This window comes from Nocardia alba NBRC 108234 (assembly GCF_001612665.1).
Taxonomy (GTDB): domain Bacteria; phylum Actinomycetota; class Actinomycetes; order Mycobacteriales; family Mycobacteriaceae; genus Nocardia; species Nocardia alba.
This window is the reverse complement of sequence record NZ_BDAX01000018.1, coordinates 50,829-72,604: the sequence shown is the minus strand read 5'-3', so window position 1 is coordinate 72,604 and position 21,776 is coordinate 50,829. Positions and strand designations below refer to the sequence as shown.

The 21,776-nt window shown below is 64.6% G+C and carries 23 protein-coding genes, 1 tRNA gene and 1 pseudogene; 11 read left to right on the top strand and 14 right to left on the bottom strand.

Features of this window, described 5'->3' with window-relative positions:
• The first annotated feature begins 86 nt into the window (after positions 1-86).
• Together NA12_RS19415 and NA12_RS19410 are read left to right on the top strand one after the other, a co-directional pair.
• Positions 87-1,457: a YncE family protein gene (locus NA12_RS19415; RefSeq protein WP_243655011.1), complete on the top strand. Its 1,371-nt coding sequence runs from the start codon at positions 87-89 to the stop codon at positions 1,455-1,457.
• Positions 1,458-1,769: 312 nt separating this feature from the next.
• Entirely contained in the window at positions 1,770-2,987 is a 1,218-nt protein-coding gene (locus NA12_RS19410) for a lipase family protein (RefSeq protein ID WP_132370129.1), read from the top strand.
• A 36-nt stretch (positions 2,988-3,023) separates the two neighbouring features.
• On the opposite strand, the gene NA12_RS19405 is transcribed toward NA12_RS19410, so the two are convergent.
• From NA12_RS19405 to NA12_RS19395, 3 genes are all read right to left on the bottom strand, one after another.
• Positions 3,024-3,488 carry a DUF3995 domain-containing protein gene (locus tag NA12_RS19405; RefSeq protein ID WP_165914842.1) on the bottom strand — a complete coding sequence of 155 codons (465 nt, stop codon included), beginning with the start codon at positions 3,486-3,488 and terminating at the stop codon, positions 3,024-3,026.
• Positions 3,489-4,531: 1,043 nt separating this feature from the next.
• Positions 4,532-5,386: a haloalkane dehalogenase gene (locus NA12_RS19400; RefSeq protein ID WP_067452981.1), complete on the bottom strand. Its 855-nt coding sequence runs from the start codon at positions 5,384-5,386 to the stop codon at positions 4,532-4,534.
• Between the two features lie 302 nt (positions 5,387-5,688).
• Positions 5,689-6,129 (bottom strand): hypothetical protein, encoded by a 441-nt coding sequence (locus NA12_RS19395; RefSeq protein WP_067452978.1) that lies wholly within the window; start codon positions 6,127-6,129, stop codon positions 5,689-5,691.
• A 302-nt stretch (positions 6,130-6,431) separates the two neighbouring features.
• On the opposite strand from NA12_RS19395, the gene NA12_RS19390 reads away from it, so the two are divergent.
• Positions 6,432-6,758, top strand: coding sequence for a DUF732 domain-containing protein (locus tag NA12_RS19390; RefSeq protein ID WP_165914843.1), 327 nt, complete (start codon positions 6,432-6,434; stop codon positions 6,756-6,758).
• 134 nt (positions 6,759-6,892) lie between these two features.
• On the opposite strand, the gene NA12_RS19385 is transcribed toward NA12_RS19390, so the two are convergent.
• Complete coding sequence (locus NA12_RS19385) at positions 6,893-7,438, bottom strand: DUF3592 domain-containing protein (protein ID WP_165914844.1); 546 nt, start codon at positions 7,436-7,438, stop codon at positions 6,893-6,895.
• Positions 7,439-7,669: 231 nt separating this feature from the next.
• On the opposite strand from NA12_RS19385, the gene NA12_RS19380 reads away from it, so the two are divergent.
• Positions 7,670-7,909, top strand: a complete 240-nt coding sequence (locus tag NA12_RS19380; RefSeq protein ID WP_067452970.1) for a hypothetical protein — start codon at positions 7,670-7,672, stop codon at positions 7,907-7,909.
• A 66-nt stretch (positions 7,910-7,975) separates the two neighbouring features.
• Here the strand turns inward: NA12_RS19380 and NA12_RS19375 are convergent, their stop codons facing one another.
• Positions 7,976-8,311 carry a YnfA family protein gene (locus NA12_RS19375; RefSeq protein ID WP_067452967.1) on the bottom strand — a complete coding sequence of 112 codons (336 nt, stop codon included), beginning with the start codon at positions 8,309-8,311 and terminating at the stop codon, positions 7,976-7,978.
• A gap of 95 nt (positions 8,312-8,406) precedes the next feature.
• Positions 8,407-8,811 carry a PPOX class F420-dependent oxidoreductase gene (locus NA12_RS19370; protein WP_067452964.1) on the bottom strand — a complete coding sequence of 135 codons (405 nt, stop codon included), beginning with the start codon at positions 8,809-8,811 and terminating at the stop codon, positions 8,407-8,409.
• Between the two features lie 182 nt (positions 8,812-8,993).
• Between NA12_RS19370 and NA12_RS19365 the strand changes: the two genes are divergently transcribed.
• Complete coding sequence (locus NA12_RS19365; RefSeq protein WP_067452960.1) at positions 8,994-9,386, top strand: Rv0313 family protein; 393 nt, start codon at positions 8,994-8,996, stop codon at positions 9,384-9,386.
• A gap of 88 nt (positions 9,387-9,474) precedes the next feature.
• Here the strand turns inward: NA12_RS19365 and NA12_RS19360 are convergent, their stop codons facing one another.
• Positions 9,475-10,596, bottom strand: a complete 1,122-nt coding sequence (locus NA12_RS19360) for a DUF6670 family protein (protein ID WP_067452957.1) — start codon at positions 10,594-10,596, stop codon at positions 9,475-9,477.
• Between the two features lie 273 nt (positions 10,597-10,869).
• Between NA12_RS19360 and NA12_RS19355 the strand changes: the two genes are divergently transcribed.
• A tRNA-Leu gene (locus NA12_RS19355) sits at positions 10,870-10,954 on the top strand.
• A 293-nt stretch (positions 10,955-11,247) separates the two neighbouring features.
• On the opposite strand, the gene NA12_RS19350 is transcribed toward NA12_RS19355, so the two are convergent.
• Both NA12_RS19350 and NA12_RS19345 read right to left on the bottom strand, forming a co-directional pair.
• Entirely contained in the window at positions 11,248-11,658 is a 411-nt protein-coding gene (locus NA12_RS19350; RefSeq protein WP_132370055.1) for a hypothetical protein, read from the bottom strand.
• A gap of 154 nt (positions 11,659-11,812) precedes the next feature.
• Positions 11,813-12,241, bottom strand: coding sequence for a DUF6892 domain-containing protein (locus NA12_RS19345; RefSeq protein ID WP_132370057.1), 429 nt, complete (start codon positions 12,239-12,241; stop codon positions 11,813-11,815).
• Between the two features lie 210 nt (positions 12,242-12,451).
• Between NA12_RS19345 and NA12_RS19340 the strand changes: the two are divergent.
• A pseudogene (locus NA12_RS19340) lies at positions 12,452-12,973 on the top strand (hypothetical protein); the annotation flags it as partial.
• Between the two features lie 524 nt (positions 12,974-13,497).
• On the opposite strand, the gene NA12_RS19335 reads toward NA12_RS19340, so the two are convergent.
• Together NA12_RS19335 and NA12_RS19330 are read right to left on the bottom strand one after the other, a co-directional pair.
• Positions 13,498-14,085 carry a CPBP family intramembrane glutamic endopeptidase gene (locus NA12_RS19335; RefSeq protein WP_165914845.1) on the bottom strand — a complete coding sequence of 196 codons (588 nt, stop codon included), beginning with the start codon at positions 14,083-14,085 and terminating at the stop codon, positions 13,498-13,500.
• 703 nt (positions 14,086-14,788) lie between these two features.
• The gene (locus NA12_RS19330; protein ID WP_243655012.1) at positions 14,789-15,163 is read right to left on the bottom strand and encodes a YybH family protein; all 375 of its coding nucleotides are present in this window, start codon (positions 15,161-15,163) and stop codon (positions 14,789-14,791) included.
• A 9-nt stretch (positions 15,164-15,172) separates the two neighbouring features.
• Here NA12_RS19330 and NA12_RS19325 point away from each other — a divergent pair, with 9 nt between their 5' ends.
• Positions 15,173-15,619, top strand: coding sequence for a winged helix-turn-helix transcriptional regulator (locus NA12_RS19325; protein ID WP_243655013.1), 447 nt, complete (start codon positions 15,173-15,175; stop codon positions 15,617-15,619).
• 115 nt (positions 15,620-15,734) lie between these two features.
• Here NA12_RS19325 and NA12_RS19320 read toward each other — a convergent pair whose 3' ends face one another.
• The 3 genes from NA12_RS19320 to NA12_RS19310 all read right to left on the bottom strand — a co-directional run bounded on the left by NA12_RS19320 (position 15,735) and on the right by NA12_RS19310 (position 17,760).
• Positions 15,735-16,343: an NUDIX hydrolase gene (locus tag NA12_RS19320; RefSeq protein ID WP_067452944.1), complete on the bottom strand. Its 609-nt coding sequence runs from the start codon at positions 16,341-16,343 to the stop codon at positions 15,735-15,737.
• A 457-nt stretch (positions 16,344-16,800) separates the two neighbouring features.
• Positions 16,801-16,983, bottom strand: a complete 183-nt coding sequence (locus tag NA12_RS19315) for a hypothetical protein (protein ID WP_067452942.1) — start codon at positions 16,981-16,983, stop codon at positions 16,801-16,803.
• Between the two features lie 192 nt (positions 16,984-17,175).
• Entirely contained in the window at positions 17,176-17,760 is a 585-nt protein-coding gene (locus tag NA12_RS19310; protein ID WP_067452939.1) for a VOC family protein, read from the bottom strand.
• A gap of 81 nt (positions 17,761-17,841) precedes the next feature.
• Here NA12_RS19310 and NA12_RS19305 point away from each other — a divergent pair, with 81 nt between their 5' ends.
• The 3 genes from NA12_RS19305 to NA12_RS19295 all read left to right on the top strand — a co-directional run bounded on the left by NA12_RS19305 (position 17,842) and on the right by NA12_RS19295 (position 21,773).
• Positions 17,842-18,873, top strand: coding sequence for a helix-turn-helix transcriptional regulator (locus tag NA12_RS19305; RefSeq protein WP_084472955.1), 1,032 nt, complete (start codon positions 17,842-17,844; stop codon positions 18,871-18,873).
• Between the two features lie 656 nt (positions 18,874-19,529).
• A complete protein-coding gene (locus NA12_RS19300; protein ID WP_067452931.1) occupies positions 19,530-20,387 on the top strand; it encodes a GNAT family N-acetyltransferase in 858 nt (285 codons plus the stop codon).
• A 942-nt stretch (positions 20,388-21,329) separates the two neighbouring features.
• The gene (locus tag NA12_RS19295) at positions 21,330-21,773 is read left to right on the top strand and encodes a hypothetical protein (protein ID WP_067452929.1); all 444 of its coding nucleotides are present in this window, start codon (positions 21,330-21,332) and stop codon (positions 21,771-21,773) included.
• The last annotated feature ends 3 nt before the right edge of the window (positions 21,774-21,776 follow it).

The window sequence follows — 21,776 nt, the reverse complement described above, 5'->3', positions numbered from 1 at the left end:
TCCGGCGCGGAGGAAAGCTGCACCGATACCACGTGGGCGTGTCCGGCGCTGACCAGACCTGAGGACGGCTGGGTTCTCCTGGATCGATGTGGGGGCATCGACTGTTGCCTCGGCGATCATGGGTAGAAGGGGATAGCGCGCGCCTGGCCGATAGAAATGGCGAGGCGTGCTTGCTCGTTTTAGCCGGGTGGGGTTCCAGGCTTCCGAAATATGTCATTCGGATGACACCTAGGGGTGGAACCGTGCCGCGGGTGAACCACCGAATGTCGCGCATCAGAAAAGTTGCTGCGTTCTTGCTGATCGTCATCACCGCGGGCTGTGCGAACAGCGAGGCAGTGACCGGCGAGGTCACCGTGTCCCCGCCACCGACCTCGACGACCTCGACGGCCGTCATGCCGGCACACATGACCGACCTCTTGCCCGGCATGCCGCCGCCGCTCTCGCCCACTGACATCTATGCCGCGAACCGGGAACTCAGTCGCTCGGTCACCGATCACCGGCCGCTGGTCTACGTGCCCAACAGTAAGTCCAACACGGTGACGGTGATCGACCAGAACACCTTGCAGATCATCGATACCTACTCGACCGGCGGTTCCGAGCCGCAGCATGTGGTGCCGTCCTACGACATGCAGACGCTGTACGCCACGAACGACCTGCCGATCGGCGGCGGCAGTCTGCTGCCGATCGACCCGCGCACGGGAATGCCTGCGGGACAGTCCTTTCCGGTCCGCGATCCCTACAACATGTATTACACGCCCGACGGGAAGTTCGCCCTGGTCGTCGCCGAAGCGGACAAGTCGCTGGACTTCTACGATCCGGTGACTTGGCAGAAACTGCACGCGCTTGCGGTGCCCGAGTGCGCGGGCGTCGACCACATGGACTTCACCGCCGATGGTCGCTTCGCGGTGGCCAGTTGTGAATTCATCGGCCGCATGGCGGTTTTCGATGTCGCACAGCGCACGCTGATCAAGATGATCGATCTTCCGGGCGGGCGCGGTGGGATGCCGCAGGATGTGAAACTCTCTCCCGACGGGCACGTGTTCTTCGTCGCCGACATGATGGCCGACGGCGTCTACACGATCGACGCGCACACCTTCGAGAACACTGGGTTCATCCCCACCGGCAAAGGCACACACGGGCTTTACGTCACCCGCGACTCGAAGCAGATGCTGATCACCAACCGCCACGAGGGCAGCATCTCGGTCTGGGACTTCGCCGCGAACGCGGTGGTGCACAAGTGGTTCATTCCCGGCGGCGGCAGCCCCGACATGGGCAACATCAGTGCCGACGGCCGGGTGTTCTGGGTGTCGGGCCGATACAACAACGAGGTGTACGCGGTCGACATCGTCAACTGGACTCTGTTGGCGCGCATTCCCGTTGGCAGCGGACCGCACGGGCTCACGGTGTGGCCGCAGCCCGGCCGCTATTCCACCGGACACACAGGAGTCATGCGGTAGCGGCGATCGCGAGGACACCGCCCGCGCGCGAGTTGCCGAACGGAAGCCGGCTGAAGAGGCATAATCCGTGATCAGCGGTTTTCAACTCGTGTAACAACCGACTGCCCGCAAACCTCGCGCGCGATCATGATCGCGGCTGGTACCGAGGTCTGCCTCGGCGGTGGGAAGGAGCAGTTGGTGTCTCTGATCGCTCACCCCGAGGTCCTCTCGCCCGAGGAACGTGACGTTGTCTCGCGCACGGTCGCGGACAACGTCGCTCGTTCGGCGTGGCGCAGCGCGGCCGCTGTGGCAGTCCTGTTGTTCGGCATCGCGATGGGTTCGGCCGCGGCGCAGCCACCGGGTGTTCCCTTCGTTCCCCTGCCGTCCGCTGATCCCTTCTATACCTACGATGCACCGACGAGCGACATCGCGCCCGGCGCCGTCCTGCGCACTCGCCCGATGTCGTTCGGTTTCCACGAGCTGGCGACACCGATCACCAGTGTTCAGGTGCTGTACCGAACCACCGACCAGCAGGGCGAGCCGATGATCACGGTCGCGACGGTGCTGCGCCCGTTGGTGCCGAACTCCGGGCCGGTGAAGCTGCTCTCGTATCACATGGCCTACGACGCGCTCGGTTCCGAGTGCGACCCCTCCTACACGCTGACCGGCAACGGCGCATTCAGTGAGGCCGCAACCTTCGAGCAGAGCGTGATCACCGGGTACCTCGCGGCCGGGTACACCGTCGTCGTGCCCGACTACGAGGGGCCCGACCTTCAGTGGACCATCGGTCGACAGTCCGGGTACGCCGCCCTCGACGGCATCCGCGCCGCCGAGGCCGTCCTCGGTCTGCCCGCCTCGACACCGGTCGGTCTGGCGGGATACTCGGGCGGTTCGGTGCCGACGCAGTGGGGTGCGGAGGTGGCCCCCACCTACGCGCCGGAGCTGAACATCATCGGCGCCGCCGCGGGCGGCCTGCCGGTCGATCTCGCTCACAATCTGCCCTACGTCAGTGGTTCTCGTGACTGGGCGGGTGTCATCCCGGCGTTGATCGTCGCCTATCAACGCGCCTACGACCTCGACACCGCGGCGTTTCTCTCCGATCAAGGGCAGCAGATCGTCGACACCGTGAGCACCCAGTGCATCAACGCCTTCGCCTCCAAATACCCGGGCCTGACCGACGAGTCGATGGTCCGCGCTCCGTACACATCCCTGCTCGAAGTACCCAGCATCGTGTCGGCGATCGACGACAACATCATGGGAAACTTCGGAACGCCGAGGGTGCCCGTACTTCTCGCCGTGGGCAATGCCGACGGAATCGGGGACGGAGTCATGATCGCCGGTGACGTCGAGGGACTCGCCCACGAATACTGCTCACGCGGTGTCGAGGTGACTTTCGTCGAATTCGGTGGCTCGACGCACAGTGCGGCGTTTCTCCCGTTCCAGGCACAGGCCGCCCAGTTCTTCACCAGCCGGTTCGCCGGGGCCGCGCCGGGCAACACGTGCGCGACAGTCGGGCCCGGCGACGATCTCGCGCCCACCCCGGTGCCCTGACCCCACGAGGTGAACGGAAACCGGATGCCTCGGTTCTCAGCCTCGCGTCGAGGGCGTCACAGCGTCGCCGAGCCAGACCCTCGCAATACGCAGACCTGCTCCGATGAACAACACACCACCGAACATGAACCAAGGATTCCACAGCACCAGGCTCCACCAGGTTTGGTGCGGACCCACCTCGCCACGGATACCGCCCACGTCCACGGCCAGCGCTATCTCGACCAAGACACCTCGCGCCAGCAACACCAGTCCCGCAAGTCCGATCATCCACGCCATCACTCGGCGATACCGGCGCGGCACACTTCCGACTGCTGCCACACCGACGAACACCGCACCAGCCAGGAGCGCAACAGCCACGCCCCACAGGCCTGCAGCAACGAACAGCGGCGGCCGACGAACCGCCAAATCCGAGCCGGCTGACGACGCAAGCCCCACAGACCCGCCCAGGGCCCAGAACAGGTGCAGTCCCGCGAACACGCAACTCCACAGAACCGCAGCCATCGCGTGCCGATTCCTACCCCACCGCATACCCGAGCAGGATACTCTCCGGAGTCTCCAGCCCCTTGACGAAAACCGTCCTCCGGTCAAGGGCTACAAGCCGTTTCGCGACGCGGGGGTCCTCGACGCAGGACCACGATCCGTGTTTCCGGCCGTCCGGACCGGTAGGGCAGCTGGACCGTTAGGCGTGCACCGGGGTTTCGCTGCGGGTGTCCTGCCAGCCGCAGGGCGACGCACAGCTGGCATGGAAGAGGGATTCGACCCGTCCGGTCGCGAATCGGTAGTCGGTGATCGTGGCTTGGGCGGCATAGCCGCACCGAGGGCACTTCTCGAAATAGTTCAGGATCTCTCGCACGACGACCCCGATCGGTTCGGCCGATACCGAGGTCGGCCCAGCCGCCGGTGGTGGCGGCGGGCGCCGCAGGCCGGCGCGGGCACTGGTGGGGGCACCGGCACGACGCCCGGCGCGCGGTGTCGCGGGCAATGACGGTTGGGGTCGGGTGGGGCTCACCGGTGCAGGTGGGGGCGCGCCGACCACGCTGATCGTCGCGGCCGAGGCGACAGCACCGGGGCAAGGCCCGGGTATGGCGCGCAAGAGATGTCCGTCATCGGAATCGAGCCCTTCTCGGTATACGGGCACGACGCGCAGGCCGACCGAACATCGAGAACCGCCGCTCTGCGCAGCGGTCCCACCCGGCAACTATCATGTCCCGGGTCCCAAGATTATGTGATGAAACTTACGATGCGTCGCTTTTGGCGCAACCCGGCAGGAAACTCGAAAGTCGTTTCCGGTCAGGGATTCTCGCCGGGCGCGGCCGCGATCAAGGCGAGTCCAGCGCCCGAGACCGCGGTGCGATATCAGGACTGTGCTCGGTCCGAACGGACCCGGTGCCGGGTGCACGGATCGGCATTGCCATCACGGCAGTCGGTTTCGCTTTCATCGCTGCCTCGGCGTACCGCTTTCTGCCTCGACATCAGCTCCGAGAGGTCGAGACCGGGGTGCTCACGGATGGGCTGTCCGCGATTCAGGGATGACCGGAGGCGGCTCAGCGGAGGTGGTGGCGGTCGAGCCATTCGGAGATCGCGGCGGCGAGGAGGACTGGCTGGTCCTCGGGAGTGTGGTGGCCGGCGATCTCGTCGAATCGGTGGATCTCGAGCGCGGAGATCGTGTTCGCACACCACTCGACCACCGCGGGCTCGGTCATCGCGCCGTAAGCCGGAGTGAAGTTCACCATCAGCTTGGGCACCTCCGCGCTGGCCGCCAGCCATCGGTCGTAGGTTTCGGCGCGGGAGACGACATCGACAGGAGTGCCTTCCAACGGCATCGAACGGGCCCAGCGCAGCAACGGGATCCGGCTGTCCCGGGTGGGATACGGGCGCTGGTAGATCCGCAGATCGGCGGGGGTGAGGCGGTCGGAGATGGCGGACAGACCTTGCTCCACGAACGAATCGTCGAGGAACATGGATTCGCCGACGCCGTCGGTCCGAATGGCCCGCCACAGTTCCCGGCCCGCTTCGGGAAACTCCGCCCAGCTCATCGGTTTGACGATGGTCTCGGTGAACGCGACACCACGCACTCTGCCCGGGTGTCGGGCGGCCCAGTCGAAAGCCAGTGCGCCACCCCAATCGTGGCCTACGAGCACGACGTCGCCGAGTTCGAGCGCGTCGAACCAGGCATCGAGATAGCGGGCGTGGTCGGCGAAGGTGTAGTCGATGGGCGGCTTGCCCGAATCGCCCATGCCGATCAGGTCTGGTGCGAGCAGTCGGCCTGAACCGATGGCGGGCAGCACATTTCGCCACAGGTAGGACGAAGTCGGGTTGCCGTGCAGGAACACGATAGGCACTCCTTCGCCGACTTCTCGGTGGTGCATGGTCGAGTCGAGTACGGGGATTGCGCCCATGGGTGGTTCCTCTGCACATCGGGAGCCGACTACCGTCGGCATTAGTTAGTCAACTAACTAAAGTGAGAGTAGATGACATCGTGACGACTGTCGAGCCCGGTAGGGTCATGAATTCCACAGCAGTGCAATGTGTTCGCCACTGCATCGCTGTCGCCTCGATCGACACCGGTTCGGCTTCGGCGAGCCTGTGCGGACGAACCCGAGTCTTTCACCGGCCGGACCGTGGCGTCCGGGTGAACGGAAGTCATCGCAATCCCTCATGACCGGAACGACGAGGGCCGGTCCTTACGCCGCTGACATGGCTAGCCCTCGGGTTGTGCCTCGTGGCCGGGACGGCCGTGGGAGCGGCGGGCTTCTTTCATCTGCGCCTCGTAGAGGTGGGTGCGGCCGTCGACGAGCTCGTTGCGGATCTCGCGCTCGATCCGGCGGAACTGTGCGTAGTAGCCCTCGTCGTAGTCCTCGACGACCTGGAAGGTCCACCGTCCCGCTATCACGTTGCGGCCGATCAGCTCGTCGGCGAGTTTCTCGGCGAGCTGATGGTGGCCGGCCTCTCGCAGCATCCGTACGGCGTCCCCGAGCGCGAGGTCGGCACCGCCGGTGAGCTGGTGAAAGCTGTAGAGGTGCCCGCGGGCTCGTTCGGTGGTCTCCAAGGCCTCCGACAGTTTGCCTACCGCTGTCACGGTCGCCGCGTCGACGCCGTCGGGGCGGCGGTGACGTTCGGCAGGCTGATCGTTGTCGGTCATTGCCTGAGGCTATCGCCGATTCGCTGACCTATCCTTCGTCCGGCGCTGATTCAGGAACGATTCAGCGATCGACAAGGCGGGGACGGACGCACAGCGCAACCGGCTCAGAAGCGGAGAGCGGTGATGCGCCCAGAGGTTGGGTTGCGCGAACCCTTGGGTGGGTTTCGGCCGATCGCTTGCTGCGGGATCGTTGATGTCACACCGGAAACGGTGTCGGAGAGGATCGATCGAGGTTGTTGATCCCTCTGCTGGAGATCAGGGGCAGCACGATGTTTGCAGGGCGAATTCAATTGCGTGCCAACGTGGTAGTAGTCAGTCTGGCTGTCGTGGTGCTCGGGGCCGCGGTCGCGGGTTGCGACCCGACAACCGGGCCCCGCACCGCCGAAGCAGCCGAGATCAGCGCTGTCGAAGCGTCGTTTCTCGAGGAGATCAAGATCAACGACGCGACCCTGCCGGGGAAGTCTGCGAAGGAGATGGTCGCCGCGGGCCACGCGACCTGTGAGCACCTGCGTGGCGGCGTGTCCGTTCTGGACGAGACAACCGCGGTGGAGCAGACTTACCAATTCGATCATGGACCGCTGTTCGTCAGTGCCGCGACCACGAATCTGTGCCCGGACTTCGCCTCGTGACCGCCACGTGGACGCTCTGATACGCCGACCATCGGCTCGCTTCAAGCCTGCGCGAGGGCGATTCAGTCGATCGCGCACGCTCCGAATACATTGCGGGCGAAGGGCGTTCAGCATTCTGACAGCCGGGTCGACCGTCAGCCGAACCAGTCCATGAGGAGTCGTTGGAGTCTGCCCAGCGGGCCGCTGATGGCTTTGTCGAGCCGGTCGATCGTGTCGGCGAGGGCCTGTTCGCTCCACGCCAGCACACCGTCGAGACCGAGCAGGTACGCGATGGGTAAGACGATGGCCGCCACCCCCACGACGACCAGGATCGGGACCGCGATGAGATGGCCGACGCCCTTCGCGATGCCGAGGGCGTCTACGTGCTCGGGATCGTTGGGCCGGTAGACCACGGTGATCCGCGCACCGATGCGGGGACGGCCCGTCACCGTGTCGGCCAGCGCGATGCGTCGGGGTTCTCCGGTCGCGGCGAGGAATTCGACGGTGGATCTGTAGATGCGATGGCCTTCGGAGTCGCTCTCCTCGTCGATCGAGGTGATGGTGGCGCGCGCGTGGTGCCCTCGCATCCACAGCGTCGCGCGCTCGATGGTCCGCCAGAGGATCGCGATGCCGATGAAGAGCTGTCCGACCCCGAACAGGACCACTGCAGCGGCGCCCGTGTAGTCCCAGAAATCGTGCACCACAGCAGGATATGGATCTGAGGTGAAGCTGACAGGTCCCTCGGGCAAGAAGTCGACCACCGCGATCGCAGTACATCCTCCTGGTCCGTTGTGCGTCGGTAGCATTCTTGGCAAAGGGGCGCTGGACTGAAGGCGGGCGGCGTCTTATGGGGCGGAATCGGAGGGGGTGTCGTGGCGAGAACGTGGATAGTCGCGAGTGTCGTGCAGTATGACGAGGAGACATTGCGAGAAATGCCCGATCGGCCGGGTGGGCGCACGCTCGCGCAATGGCGAGAGCAGTTCGGCGGCGTCCGTGGCCCGGTCCCACTTCCGAGCGGCGGAACCATCGAGATCTCACTCGCGGCCCTCGACGGGCTTCCCGACCATGCGTATATCGATCTCGTCTGGTTTACGAGCACCGACGGCGAGCCGCCAACCGCACCAGTCTTCGCGCCGAACCGATACGTTCTGGCCGAGATCGAAGAGAAGTGAACGAGCCGCTATCGGTCACTGGTTGGGATGATTCCGGGTTCGCCCGTGCGAGTCGGTTGCTCTCGATCAGGTGTGGCGCGGCGCGTACATGATGATCGCGACACCGACCAAGCAGATCACCGCGCCGATTACGTCCCACCGGTCAGGGCGGAAACCGTCCAGGGCCATTCCCCACAGCAGCGATCCGGCGACGAACACACCACCATAGGCGGCCAGTATGCGTCCGAAGTTGGCATCGGGCTGCAACGTCGCGACGAAACCGTAGATCCCCAGGGCGACGACTCCGGCACCGATCCATGCCCACCCACGATGCTCACGCACTCCTTGCCAGACCAGCCAAGCCCCGCCGATCTCGGCGATCGCAGCGAGGACGAACAGCAGGATCGAGCGCACCACGGTCATGGGCAGAGCCTAGATATCCGGTTCAGGATGCTGCGACCGTGGCGGCGCACCCGCCCGACGCGCGCGCGAGCGCGCCGCCCGGAGGTGCGTGCGGCTCAGCGCTTGCCGACGGCCGTGGGCCGGACCACGAAAATGACACGATCAGGCGCATCCGTCGGGTGCTCAGGACCGAACGGGCCGTCGTAACGCTGATTCAGCTCCCGAAAGAAGGCACCGGTGGGGTCCGGGTCGATGCGCTCGACCACCCCGCGCACCTCGAGGTACCGGTACGGATTCTCGGGGTCGATGATCGAGATCGCCACGGCCGGAGTCGCTGTGACGTTGCGGTACTTACGACGAAAGCTCGTGTGCGTGAAGCGAATGAACTCACCGTCCCATCCGAACCACATCGGGTTGACCTGCGGGCTGCCATCTTCACGGACGGTCGCGAGGTTGGCGAACAAGGGCCGCTCCAGCAGATCGCGAAGCTCTTCGGGAATGACCTCGGCAGTGGTCGTCATCAACGCTCCTCTCGGGTTCTCCAGTCGATCTCTCCTACACCGAGGCCACGGCTCCTATTCCCATACCGCATCGTGGGACGCCACGGCGGCGTCGAATTCGAGGCCGTCGCCGTGGCGAAGTAGTCGTTTCGCGAGGACACTGAGGGACGTAGCACCCAACTCGTCCACGAGGAGCAGATGCGATGGCTACCGATGAACCGTTCGGCATCGATCCGCACGATTTCGAACGCGCACTGCGCGAGGCGGGGACCGAACTTCGCGACCTGCTCGGGAAAGCCGGGGATTACCTGAACCGCGTCGATCGTGGCGATATCGGTTCACTGACGTCGCTGTTCAGTCAGTTCTTTCCGCCGGAGCAGCCACGTCCGCCGATGCCGGAGGGCGAGACCACCGGTGACACCGGCAGCGGCGTGTGGGCGATCTTCAGCATCGACGACACCGGGCGGGCGAGCGTCGACCAGGTATTTCCGACCGAACTCGAGGCCTTGCGCGCCCATCGCGACAACACCGACGATCGCCGACGGGTGCGGTTTCTGCCCTACGGGGTTCCGGCGAGCGTGTTGGACGCGCCCTGAGCAGGCGGACAGCTCAACCACCCGCTTGGTCGCCGAATCGCTGAGCATTCTCGGGTCGGGACAACGATGCTTGCGTGTCGCGTCGGCGTCATTGTCCCGATTCGCAGTCGATCCATTCCATGTAGCCACTGCCCGCGACCGAGGATCGGCCCTGCCAGGTACCTCGGTAGGTGTAGGCGCCGACGTAGCCTCGGCCGTGTCCGTAGCGGAGCGGGCTGTCGACTTCGGCGTCGAGTATCAGGATCTGTGCTCCCGTCGCATCGCGCACCCGCCAGCGCAGTTGTCGTGGGACACGCATCGGGCGGCCGCGAGGATCGACCAGCGGTTTCGGCCGATAGGACACGACCGTCATGGCGACATCGTCGTACACGCGCGTTGTCCCGTCGAGGCTCCGCACATGCGCGAGTCGGCACGCGACCGCGCCGGCGGCACGAACCTCGGTCAGCAACACCTGTGTCGAGCTGTCGAGGTTGATGATCTGGTAGGTGAAGAAGTCGACGGGGAGCTTGCGCTGTGTCGGGAGTACCTGTGCCGTCAACGATTGCGGTGACATGCAGCGGGCGTATTCGAACGTGCACAACGTCTGTTCGATGGCAACGGTGCCGGTTTTGTCGGTCAGAGTTCCGGTGGCGGTCGCGAACAGACTGAGATGGTCGTACAAGGGTGTGCGGACGAACCATGAGACCTGGTCCGTTGCCCGGATATCGAGGCTCACGTCGAACTCGTCGTAGTGACCGCGGACGTGGAAATAGGGATACGCCCCGGTGATGCTGAGGTCGCGACCCCAGTCGAGGCGAGAGCCGTCGGCGGCGAAAGAGCAGTCCCGTCCGGCGTCGTAGGCGCGGTAGTGATGCTGTCCCTCGGCGGCGGTGGACGACAGCACAGTGGCCGTGTCGCGAGCGTCATCGGCGGCGAGGTAGTCGTTGTCGAAAGCCAGCGCACCTGTCGCGCCGATGAAGGTCATCGTATTCAGGTATCGGTGGGGGCTGGGAAGCTCGGGGAGGAACACTCCGTAGTGCGTCCATGCCCATCGCCGGGACTCGGCGTGCGGGCGCATCACCTCCGGTGTCGTGAACGGCCTGGTCGAGGCGAGAACGCGTGAGTCGATTCGAGGCAGGACCGTGTCCAGGATCGGGCGCGTGAGGCGATCGAGTATTCGTGATCGACGGTCGGGGACGAGAGCCGGAGACAGTGCCGTGGGGTGTTCCATGAGCGCCAGTGCTCCTCTGCTGGACGGCTGGGCTCGCGCCTACGGTGCGAACCGTATGTGCATGTTACCGATGGTAACGGAAAGATTTGACCGATTGGTAAATTGCGCGGGGGTTCCGGCCCGTCAAGGGCGATCGAATGCGGTCCGTCGACCACCCGCTCGGGGGCTACCGCCACTGCAGGTCACCCCAGGTGCAAACCTGCACAAACGGCAGGTCAGCTAGGCGATTTGGTTTCCGACGGTGCGTCGGATAATCTTTTGGCACACCAGCAAGTCCGGGTGGCGGAATGGCAGACGCGCTAGCTTGAGGTGCTAGTGCCCGTATTAGGGCGTGGGGGTTCAAGTCCCCCTCCGGACACAACCAGTACGCCCACGGGTGGGGTCGCTTCAGCGATCACCACCCGTGTTTTGTCTCTGTAGGTAAGTTTGAGCCCGAGCTGGCGGTAGACCACATTCTTATCGTCGGGCTCAGCTCGACGCAGGGTCGCGCGCATCCCGCCGAGTCCCTCGACCAGCTCCCTAATGTCTCGATGGGTCAGCCGCGGATGCCGACCGACAGTTTGCTCCAAGGTCGCGAGCCTGTTCGCCGCGACCTGTCGCTCGGCCTGTGTCTGTCTGGTCCAACCTGCGACAGTGAGATGATGCCTCGATTCACGAACTCGCGCGCCGCATGTTCGTGAAATACGCCGCCGGTTCCCGCGTGATCAGCCCGTACCCGCCGTCGGGAGTCGCCGCGAACGGAGCGGGCAGATACAGTATCGGCAGCACTTCGCCGATCAACGGCCGCTTCTCCCGCGTGATCCGATAACCGATCTCGACCACCTCGGGCACATCACCATCCACAACCGCACCGCCGTCGCGCCGGACACACCGATGCGGTTCGAGCCGCACCGTCCGAATCGCCGTCCGCGCCCATCCGAACAGCACGCACTCACTCGCCCCCGGCCGCACGTACTCCACCAACCCCACACCATCACCCCAGAAGACGAACTGCTCATCCTCCATCGAGCTGTGATACCCGGCCTCCACACTCCACTGACCGATGATCTCGTCACCACGCATCGAGCGATTGAACCACGGCACTACCGCACCACCGCACCGGGCGAGCACGTCCGCAAATGCCGCGGATCGCGCTGAGCCGAGCAGCCACGCGGAGATGGCTTGCTCTCAGGAGCGTTGTGGCTCAGCAGGTTCGGTCGCGCCGACTGCGATGAGGTTAGTGGATCAACTCGATGTCTCGGGACCGCAAGACCGTCCTGAGGTGGGGTGCGAGCAATTCCGCACCCAGAACGCGCTTCAGATTAGGGAGCAGTCGGAGGTCGTCGAGACTAACGACGTCGAACTGCTCGCCCTCGCCGTCCCAGTGCGGGCAGCATTCGGCGTAAACCTGGCAGCCTCCGTCGAAGATGAGCTGTTCAATCCCTGCGAGCAGTTCGGCAGAAAGCTCGAGGCTTTCGAAGTAGGCCTGAGCTTGCGGCATCACCTGGTCGTAGTAGTTGTCGGCGGAGTACTCCCAGAGATCACCATCGAAGCCCTGGGCTTCCATCGTTTTCTCGAGGGACCACGGCTCGAGCTTGGGGGACTCGCGGTACATGAGTTCTTCGACAACTGCCAGTTTGAGATTGAAGTCCACGAACTTAGTCACACACCCAAACTAGTGTCCGCCTACGACAACCGCGTCGTGACGATCCTCGAACCCTTCGACCTCGGGCCATCACTGTCGGCAGGTGCCTGCCTCGATCGCGGGCGAGCGAACGCACGATATTGCCGCTGGGCGCGCGGTCACGAACGGCCACATCTGCCGATTATGTGATGTTGGGTAGGGCCCGCTCGAGCTGAGTCCTATGGTCTCGGGATGGCCCTCGATGCTCGATACCAGGCAGTTCCTTACGAACCGCTACTCGAACGCGCGATGCGCGATCGCGAGGCCGCCGAAAACGCCATCCAGTTCTTCAGCAGCTTGGCTATCAGCGATGGCGCCGATTCGCAGCACTGGGATGACCCGATCTGGGTGGAGTTGGCCTCGGTCGCTCGTCAGATCGTGAGGCAGCGGCCCGGCATTCTTGACCGGACGTTCTCCACGCGGGCGTGGGACGCGGTGTACTGGTTGCTTGCGCCCAACCGTCGGACGCAGGAAGAACGCAATCCAGCCGGGTTGGCCGAGATCGCAGTCTTCGGGGCGGAGTCCCTTGCTTCGGGTGCGACTGCGGGGCAAGGGAGTCCGCTTCGGTTTGTTCGCCCGTCTACTGCGCGGACCATAGCTGACTATGTGGAGAACAGTTTGGAGACTGCTTCACATCTGTTCGGCGCTGAAGCGATGGAAGCATCCGGTGTATACAAAGGACCGTGGGATCGCGACTACCTTCTCGACCGGCTGGCCCAGTATGCCGAGTTGTATCGACTTGCCGCCGACCTGGACGAATGCGTACTGGTAACGCTTGACTGAACCAGCGGTTCGGTCAAGCGATGAGTGTGCCGCGATCGACTCGCGACCGGATGCCTTCTGATGCCTCGACCCGCGGACCGAGGTCGTGACGAAAGATCAACGGCGCGAGATGATCTCGAAACCTGCGTCGGTGGAACGTCCGCAATCGCCGACTATCGGACGTTCAAGTGAGCACCGCTGCCGACCGTGTGCAACCGTGGTTCGGGCCTACTTGTTGTCGGTCGGGTCGAGGTGTTGTCGCAGCGCTGCGCCGGTAGGGATGTCGAGTCCCGCACACGTCAGCAACGTCTTTACCCCCGCTCAGCAGCCGGTCAGCCTCGCTCAGCTTGCGTACGACCTATTCAGGTGTGTGCCTCTCTCGTGCCGTCATGGTCATCGAGCCTTCCTGCCTACTACGTGGGCCGCGAGGCTCTCGCAGTCACCGGACCGATCTCATAGGGTCAGGTCAGGTCAGGTCATGGCGTGGGCGGCACAGATGTCTCGGCATGCTGTACCGGCTCGATTGCGGCGCGGCATTTTCGGCGAACTATCAGGGCAGCGATAATGGTTCCGATCAGCACGAACAGTCCGGTATCGCCGGATAGATACTCGGTCACGACGACAGGATGCTGGGTCTGCACGAGGTAGCCCGTCAGCAGAGCGAAGGTCCAGTTGTGCGCCCAGTGAGCCAATACCGCGGGCCACATACTCGCCGACGCGATCCGCAGATATCCGAACAGGAACGAGAACGCCACCGCGCTGGCCGTGAACAGCAGCAGCGTGATTACGCGGTTGCCCTCGGAGTGGTAGTACGGCGTGAGCAGTATGTAGGGCAGATGCCATGCGGCCCACACGACACCGACGATCAGCATCGATGCGCGCACACCCCATCGCTGCACTCGTGGCTGCAAGTAGCCTCGCCATCCGATCTCCTCGGTGAACGCGAGAATCGGACCCGTGATCGCCATCACGACAGCGGCGGAGACGAATTCGGAATCGGGTTCGATGAAGCTCGCATACCCGAGCACGACCACGGCGACAGTGGCAGCTAGAGAAACGAGCATGCTCGATCCCACCGCCACCGCCCACCAAGACTTTCCCGCACGCAGTATTCCCAGCCGTTCCCATCCGCTCCTACTCCATCCCTCCCGAGTGACGAGCAGCATCATCGCCAGGGTTACCAGGAGCGGAGACAGCGCCAAAACGAGACCGTCGGCGACATTCGCAGTGGCGAGCGACGTTACCAAGACCGCTGCTATGAAGATCGCGGCAAGACGGTCGTCGGACAGCCCATCCGTCATTATAACTTTCTCCCTTCTGACTGCGTCGCGAGCAGTTTCGCGTATCCATATGGGTTGGGCATCCAGGTACGCCCGGATGTCGACCCTGACATCGACATCGAATGCCCCTGTCTCGACGCCGTCTCGAGGCGCGCAGACTCCCTCTCAACATTCGCGCACCAACCCCGGGCGGGCCGCGACCACGCCGCCAGGGTAAAAACTCGAGTTGGTGAAATATCAACTGACACAGTGATTTCACTGCCCAATCGACGGGAGCGACCAACGCCGTCGGCGTGACAATCGTCGACCTCACGACAAAGAGCCGCTCGGCGTGTGATCTGCGATGAAGATTCTCGGGCCGCCGCCAGCGAGGGGTACAACAGCGTGGAGCCCGACCGGCCAGCGTGGTGAACAAGGGAGGGCCGGGAGGGGTTCCCGGCCCTCTGCGCTGTTTGAAAGCGGAGTGTGTGGTTCTCGGGCAGGTCCGTCAGGCGATGCCGAACGGATTGTCTATGACATAGCGCCAGTAACCGTCGGCGTCGCGACGGGCGACATCAGTGGCGGTTCCCGATAGGTGAATCGGCTCGCCGTTCGGGCTTGTGCCGTCGATTTCCCAGTCGACGATGAGCAACGCGATATCTTCTGCGACGTAGGTGTGGCGCGGGCTGACTCGGATAGGCAGGCCGAGTGCCAGGAATTCGGCATTGGCTGCTCGCAACGCGGGCCCGGTGACCTCGCTGCCCGGCTCCGGTACGAAGACGGCGTCGTCGGTGTATACCTCGGCGAGCACGTCCGCGTTGCCGGTGTTGAAGCGGGCCGCGAACACCGCGGGGTGTTGTCTCGGGTCGTCCGTGAGGGGCACAGTGGGGTTGTGACGAGAACTCGTATGGGTCATAGCGACAGCCAACTCGGCCCGCGCGTAGGCAACCAAACGGTAACCGACACAGTCTGGGACGACGAGCTGGTGCCCGACGAGGGTGGGCGAACCAGGGCACCGGAACCGGACTGCCCAGTCGAGGTCACTCTGACTGCCATCTCCGGCCGCTGGACAACCCTGGTCTTGCGTGAACTCATGGGTGCGCCGCTCTCGTTCGGTGAGTTACGGGACCGGCTGCCCTCGCTCAGCGCCAAAGTGCTGACCGACCGTCTTCGCGATCTCGAAGCCCGCGAGCTGATCGCGCGACGCACGCACCGCGGCTTCCCTGTGCGCACGAGTTACGCCCTCACCGATCTCGGCTGGGCGTTGCGTCCACTTCTCATCGAGCTCTATCGGACCGGCAACGCCTTGGCCGCTCTACGTCGACCTCTCTCCCGCTGAACGGTCGCTACATCAACCATCGGCTTGTATCGAGCCTGTGTGCGGCCGATTGCCGAATCGCGAACGCACCGAACTCGCCTCTCGCGAGCACGGGGCTGGAATCCGTCGTCGCCGGCTACCTATGTGTCCAAACGGGCTGCAGCAGGTCCGCGACCCTGGTCGCTTGACCGAGTAGCACCACATCACGGAACTGCAGCAGCATCGCCCCGGTCGGAGCGTGGATGGTCATGCCATCACCGAGTCGCATCTGCAGTAGGCGGGTTCCATCCGGTTGATCGGCCCAGTATGGAACCTCGTCGGCGGCGAGCCGATCGAGAGCAACGAAATGAACCTGATGCACCTCATGGTTGGGGGAGAGGGCGCCGGGGTTGTCGAGCGCCACGACGATCGGTGTGATCGCGAAACCGGAGGCCGCGGGGAAATCGTCCAGCCGGCCGAGCACCTCTGCGGGGGAAGCATCGAGGCCGAGCTCCTCCTGCAATTCGCGCAGGCCGGCCGCCACAGTGGTCTCGTCGCCGTCGACCCGCCCGCCGGGTAATCCCCATTGCCCCGCGTTGCGGCCGCGGTAGGCGCGCTTGATCACGATCACGCAGGGCTGTCCGTCATGTTCGAGCACACACAGCACCACTGTCGCGCGCCGCATCCCCGGTACATCCGCCACGGCTTGCACATCGAACCCGCGCAATCGGGTGGTGGCCACGTCCCGGAAGTTCTGCACACTCATCCATCGAGCATCCCACTATCGGAGATCGACACGGTGTCGAACCCGTGGTGGCGCGGACCTAGGTGCTGTTCCACCTGGCCCTGGGATCGCCGGTCGGTTCCGATTCCAGGGCCGGTTCGTCCTGCGGCAGCGGCCGAACGGATGATCTTCTACACGTCCGCGCCGGCAAGTCGGAACCGCGCGGGTCGCGGCATTTCAGCGTGTTGCCGATGATTGAGATAGCTTCAGCCCGTTGACCTTCGGGCGTGTTCCGCGACGGGTCAGGCACCCTAACCGGGTCCTGACCTCGAGGGGTGCCATGAGCGGGCGTGCCAGATCTCCTGCACTGCGCTCGTATAGCCGCACAGGAATAGGCACGCTCCATGTCTCGCGTCGCACCGGCCGATGTTTGCCGGCGGCGACCACAACCCCAACGGCAACTTCGACGCCGCGGGCCGGCGATGTCACCGCCGCCTGATCAAAACCTCCCGAGATCGATCTCCCGCTGTATCGCGGGGTCGATCGGGGTACCGATCTCGGTACTGACGTCGGTATCGGTGTCCTCGACCTCGTGGTCGTCCTCGTCGTTGAGGTCGTCACTGGGGATGGTCTTCGGGTCGCTGAAATCCACCTTCTCGTACTTTTCGCTGAAAGCGCCCATGTCGGTAGCCGCCTGTCGCTAGTAGTGAACGGTCCTGTGAGGCACAACACATACCAGGTTATCGGAGCCGCGGACCAGGTCAAGATCACTGGGCTGCCCGGAAGAGGGTCGGTCACCCCGGGCACCGCGTCCTTGCCCGGAAAGGCCGTATGCCCTGCGGCGCATACGAGGCCGCAGGGCGTAGCCGACGGGTCAGCGGGTGCGCGGATCCCGCAGCGAGGCCATCGCTTCCATGAGCGAGGAATGGATGGCGGTCAATTCCGGGGTGGCGAACGATTCCCAGGACTGCTCACCCGCGCCGTCCTCGGAGGAATCGGCTTGCCCCCAGTCGCCTCCGCCGGTTTCCTCGGCCGAACCTTCATCCCAGGACGCGTTACCCGGATTGTGCTTGTACACCCACCACAGGTGGCCGAACGGGTCGGCGAATCGGGAGAGCACATCGCCCCAGAAATCCGTCGGCTCGGTGACGATCCGCGCACCACGCGCGGCGGCTCGTTTCAGTGTGGCGGCCGGATCGTCGACGTAGACGCGGACGAAGGACGGCATATACGGCCAGTCCGGTTTGCGATCGGCGATCGTCAGCGTCGAATCGCCGATCCGCAGTTCGGAATGCAGAAGCAGACCGTCGGTATCGACGGTCCGCGTCGCGGGGACCTCGATCGCCCCGAACACATCGACGAGGAAGTCGAGCAGACCTGCCGCGTCGTCGGTCCAGATGAAGGGGTCGACCGTTGCGGATCCGGTGGGCGCCGGAGGAACTGCGGGAGTGGTGGACATACTGTCTCCTTTCGGTTGGTGCCCCCAGACTGGCCGCAGTTGCGGACAGGTTCTGGCCACAAGGGCGCCTATCTTCAGGGTGTGTCCACCAGCACTCGCACTCTCGCGCTTCTCGGTCTGCTGCAGAGCCGTCGCCATTGGTCCGGTGCCGATCTGGCCCGTCGGCTCGATGTCAGCGAGCGGACCGTCCGGCGTGATGTTCTCGGTCTCCAGGAGATCGGTTATCCGATCGTCACGACGCGCGGAACCGGCGGCGGCTACCAGCTCAGCGCAGGAGCCTGCCTGCCGCCACTGGTGCTCGGCGAGGAGGAGGCTGCCGCGACCGTGCTGGGGCTGAAGGAGATCGCCACCGGCGTCCATCCCGCCTCCGCGGAAGCCGCCATGAGCGCTATGGCCAAAATCGTCCAGGTCCTTCCCACGCGTATCCGCCGCCGGATCGACAGTCTGCGGACCGTCGCGACCCCTGCCGGTGATGGATACCCCCGAGCCAGGATCGACGATGTCACCGCGTTGACCACTCTCGCGCTCGCCTGCCGGGACGCCGATACGGTCTCGTTCGGCTACCGGGGCAGCGACGCGGCCACTTCACAGCGCACTACCCAACCGCATCAGATCGTCAATGTCGAAAGCCGCCTCTACCTGGTGGCCTGGGATCTCGATCGCACCGACTGGCGCACGTATCGAATCGACCGGATCGCGCGACCACGCCGCACCGGCGCACGATTCGCACCGCGCGGCCTGCCCGGCGGCGATCCGGTGGAGTATGTCCGCGACCGGATCGGGTCGATGCCGTCGAGGTACCGGGTTCACGCCACCGTCCAAGCTTCCGCCGAACGGGTCAGAGCCGAGGTCGTCCACTACGGCACGGTCGCCGTCATCGACCCCGGGTCGTGCGAGGTTTATATTGCCGCCGAATCCTTGGACTGGGCAACCTTCTGCCTTGTCTCGATCGGCGCGCCTTTCATTGTGCACGGACCACCCGAAGCCATTGATCTCATGAAGGACTGGGCATCCAGGCTCCTCACCGCCACACCCGCTCCCACGTGGTTGGAGCCACGCCCGCGCGCTGCTCCACCTCCACCTCCGAGATCGTGGATCCCGCCGGCCTCCTAGCCCTCGGTGCGGCCGCAGGTACTGGGACCATCTCCAGGGAAAATCTCGAAATCTTCCCGCCGGAACTCGCCGCGGCCACAGCCGAGCTCTTGCAGAGTACGGGCGTGCTCTTCAGCGCACTACGAACAGCCGAACGAGCGTGCGAAGCGTTGTAGACATCAATCGCTGTTCGGTATGAGCGCGCGTCCGGAAGCCGCGCCGGCCGAGCTTTCTGGTCCGCTGACCAATGCGTGCCATGCGGCATGCCGGTGTGTTCGGCTCAAGTCGGACCGTGCGATGTCTACCCGACATTCACAGAACTGTCATCACTTCTCCCACGCGGGGACCGGTCGCAGGCTGAGTCTGGCGCGGGCTCGGCCGGTCAGTTCTTGAATGAGGCCTGATTTCGCGCGCGCGTAGTCCCCAGGGGCGTGCCTACTTCCACGATCTGCCGTTTCAGTTGGGCGTATCGCTCGGCCTCGTGGGGATGGGCACGTAGACAATCGCGCAGAAGACGCTGATTTCGATCAGGCCAGCTCGCCAGGTCGACCACAATGTCGCCGCCGCCGGCGATGCTTCGAAAGTGAATACAGAATCCATGATGTTGCCTGTCGGGAGCGCCTCCGGTGGCGGCACTCCCGCCGATACGGGGCGAGCCCGCAGCTACCGTGGACGCTATGCCAACTGCTGCGCACCCCGCAGATCTCGTCATCACCCGGGCCACGCCGGACGAGTGGGCCACCGTCGTCGAATGGGCCGCGGCCGAAGGATGGAATCCGGGGGAGGCTGATCGCGGCGCGTTCTTCGCCCAGGATCCGCACGGATTCTTCCTCGGGCGGGTCGACGGGGAGCCCGCCACGGCGATCTCGGTGGTGAACTACGGCGACACCTATGCCTTCCTCGGCTTCTATCTGGTCCGACCCGATCTGCGTGGACGTGGCTTCGGGATTGCCACGTGGCGAAAGGGGCTCACCCACGCGGGTGCTCGTGTGGTCGGGCTCGACGGGGTCGTGGACCAGCAGAACAACTATCGCCGCAGCGGATTCGAACTCGCTTATCGCAGTGCGCGTTTCGGCGGTGTCTCGACCTTGCCCGCACCGGATGGAACCGTTCGCGTCCTGCTGCCCGATGAGGTGGGTGATGTGCTCGCCTACGATGCGCGTTGCGTTCCCGCGGCCCGGCCCATATTTCTGGCGCGTTGGCTGACCGAGCCGACACACCGCACCTTCTTGCGGATCGTCGACGCGACCCTCACTGGATTCTGCACTGTCCGCCCCGCCCGCGACGGTTGGCGGGTCGGCCCGCTGTTCGCCGACACAGCCGACGACGCGCGGCAATTGCTCGCCGCGTGCGCGCGAGCCTCGGGCGGCGCGTCACTGGCGGTTGATGTGCCACTGGTTAACGAACCGGCGGTGCTGCTGGCCGAGTCGGCAGGCCTCACACCCACGTTCGAGACCGCGCGCATGTACACCGGTGGCGTCCGAAACCATCTCCAGGACAAGGTTTTCGGTGTCACTTCCCTCGAACTCGGGTGAGGCCACAGGACTTCCTCGCCTCGTGCCCAGGAACGAACCTGGCCACGAAAGCGGCCATAGTCCGACGCTGTGATGTATTCGCGCGCCGACCCGTGGCCATGCGTCGTCGACTTCGCGAATATGGAGGCGCCGACCACCCAGCTCGCATATAGCCGCCCATCGGCGAGCACCGCGAATACGTCCTCGACAGGAGCTTGGACCCTGTGTGTGACCTGGACCATGACGACCTCGTCTCCTCGGCCTCGAATTGTCACCGGGTACGGCTTTCCGCGTGCGGTCGACCAGCGCGTCATCGCCCGAGCCGCAGACGTAGCGAGATGAGGCAGCGTCCATTTTCAGGCGGATCTCCGCCATTAACGACTGTGCCGGTCAGAACTGACGTCGGTCCCACGGCGCGTACCCGGTCCAGCGGGCTCGAATCTGGTTGTCACCTGCTACCCGTGCTCCAGGCGGTGGGTCGTTGCCGATCCATGCAGAAGCGGACGACCAACCGAAGGCGATCGGCGCGGCGCCAGCGTACGCCGCTTTCGATCACCCCGAGGTCTTCCCCTGGTGGCCGCGAGCCCACTGTAGGACCTCGGATGTCACGGCCCCTGCGCGGTTCGGGGCAACCGCAGCCCTGGACCGTGGTTACCGGCGGCACGTGGTCGGCCACGCCGGATCAGACTCGAAACCGGGTTCGGTCCGGATAGCGGCTCGATGGTCGCGAAATCGACGGTTCGGCTCGAAAGTGGAGCGCCGGCCCGGATCGGGGCGATTCCCACCGAAGATCGACGAGCGGAAAGCCGACGTTAAGGGGCGCTGGTTAGTCTTTCGGCGACGCTGGGATCAAGCAGCTGTTCGACGTCGTGAAGCGGGGGAGAGATGAACCATCCAGTAGGTCCGCGGCCATTCGCAGGTCCGCCGACCACGCCGAGTTCGGCCTCGACGATTATTGCGGGCGTGCTGGCGTTGGGTGGCGGAATTCTCGCTGCGTATATGTTCACCGGTGCTGCCATCAGCTTGCACACCCTCCAAGACAACGAGCTGTTCAACGATTCTGTGCCGCTGTTCATCACCAGGCTGGTATTTCATGCGTTGGTGTCCGCGGCGATGGTGTTCCTCCTCGGTCTCGGTGGCCTTCGACTGTTGATGCGGAAGTCTGTCGGAAGACCGCTTGTTGTGGTGGGCGCTGTGTTGGCACTGGGTGTCGTGATCCGGCTCGCGTGCGTCAACCAGCACACCGATCTGGTCGAAACTCTGCTCGAGTTGACGTTCTTCGGGATCGCTGCGACGTCGCTGGTCACAACATTGCTGCCGTCGACTGCGCGGTGGCTTCAGCCGACCTCACACCCGGCAGGGCCCGGGAGCCACCCGTATCACGACGCTTTCACCCACGACGAGTGAGAC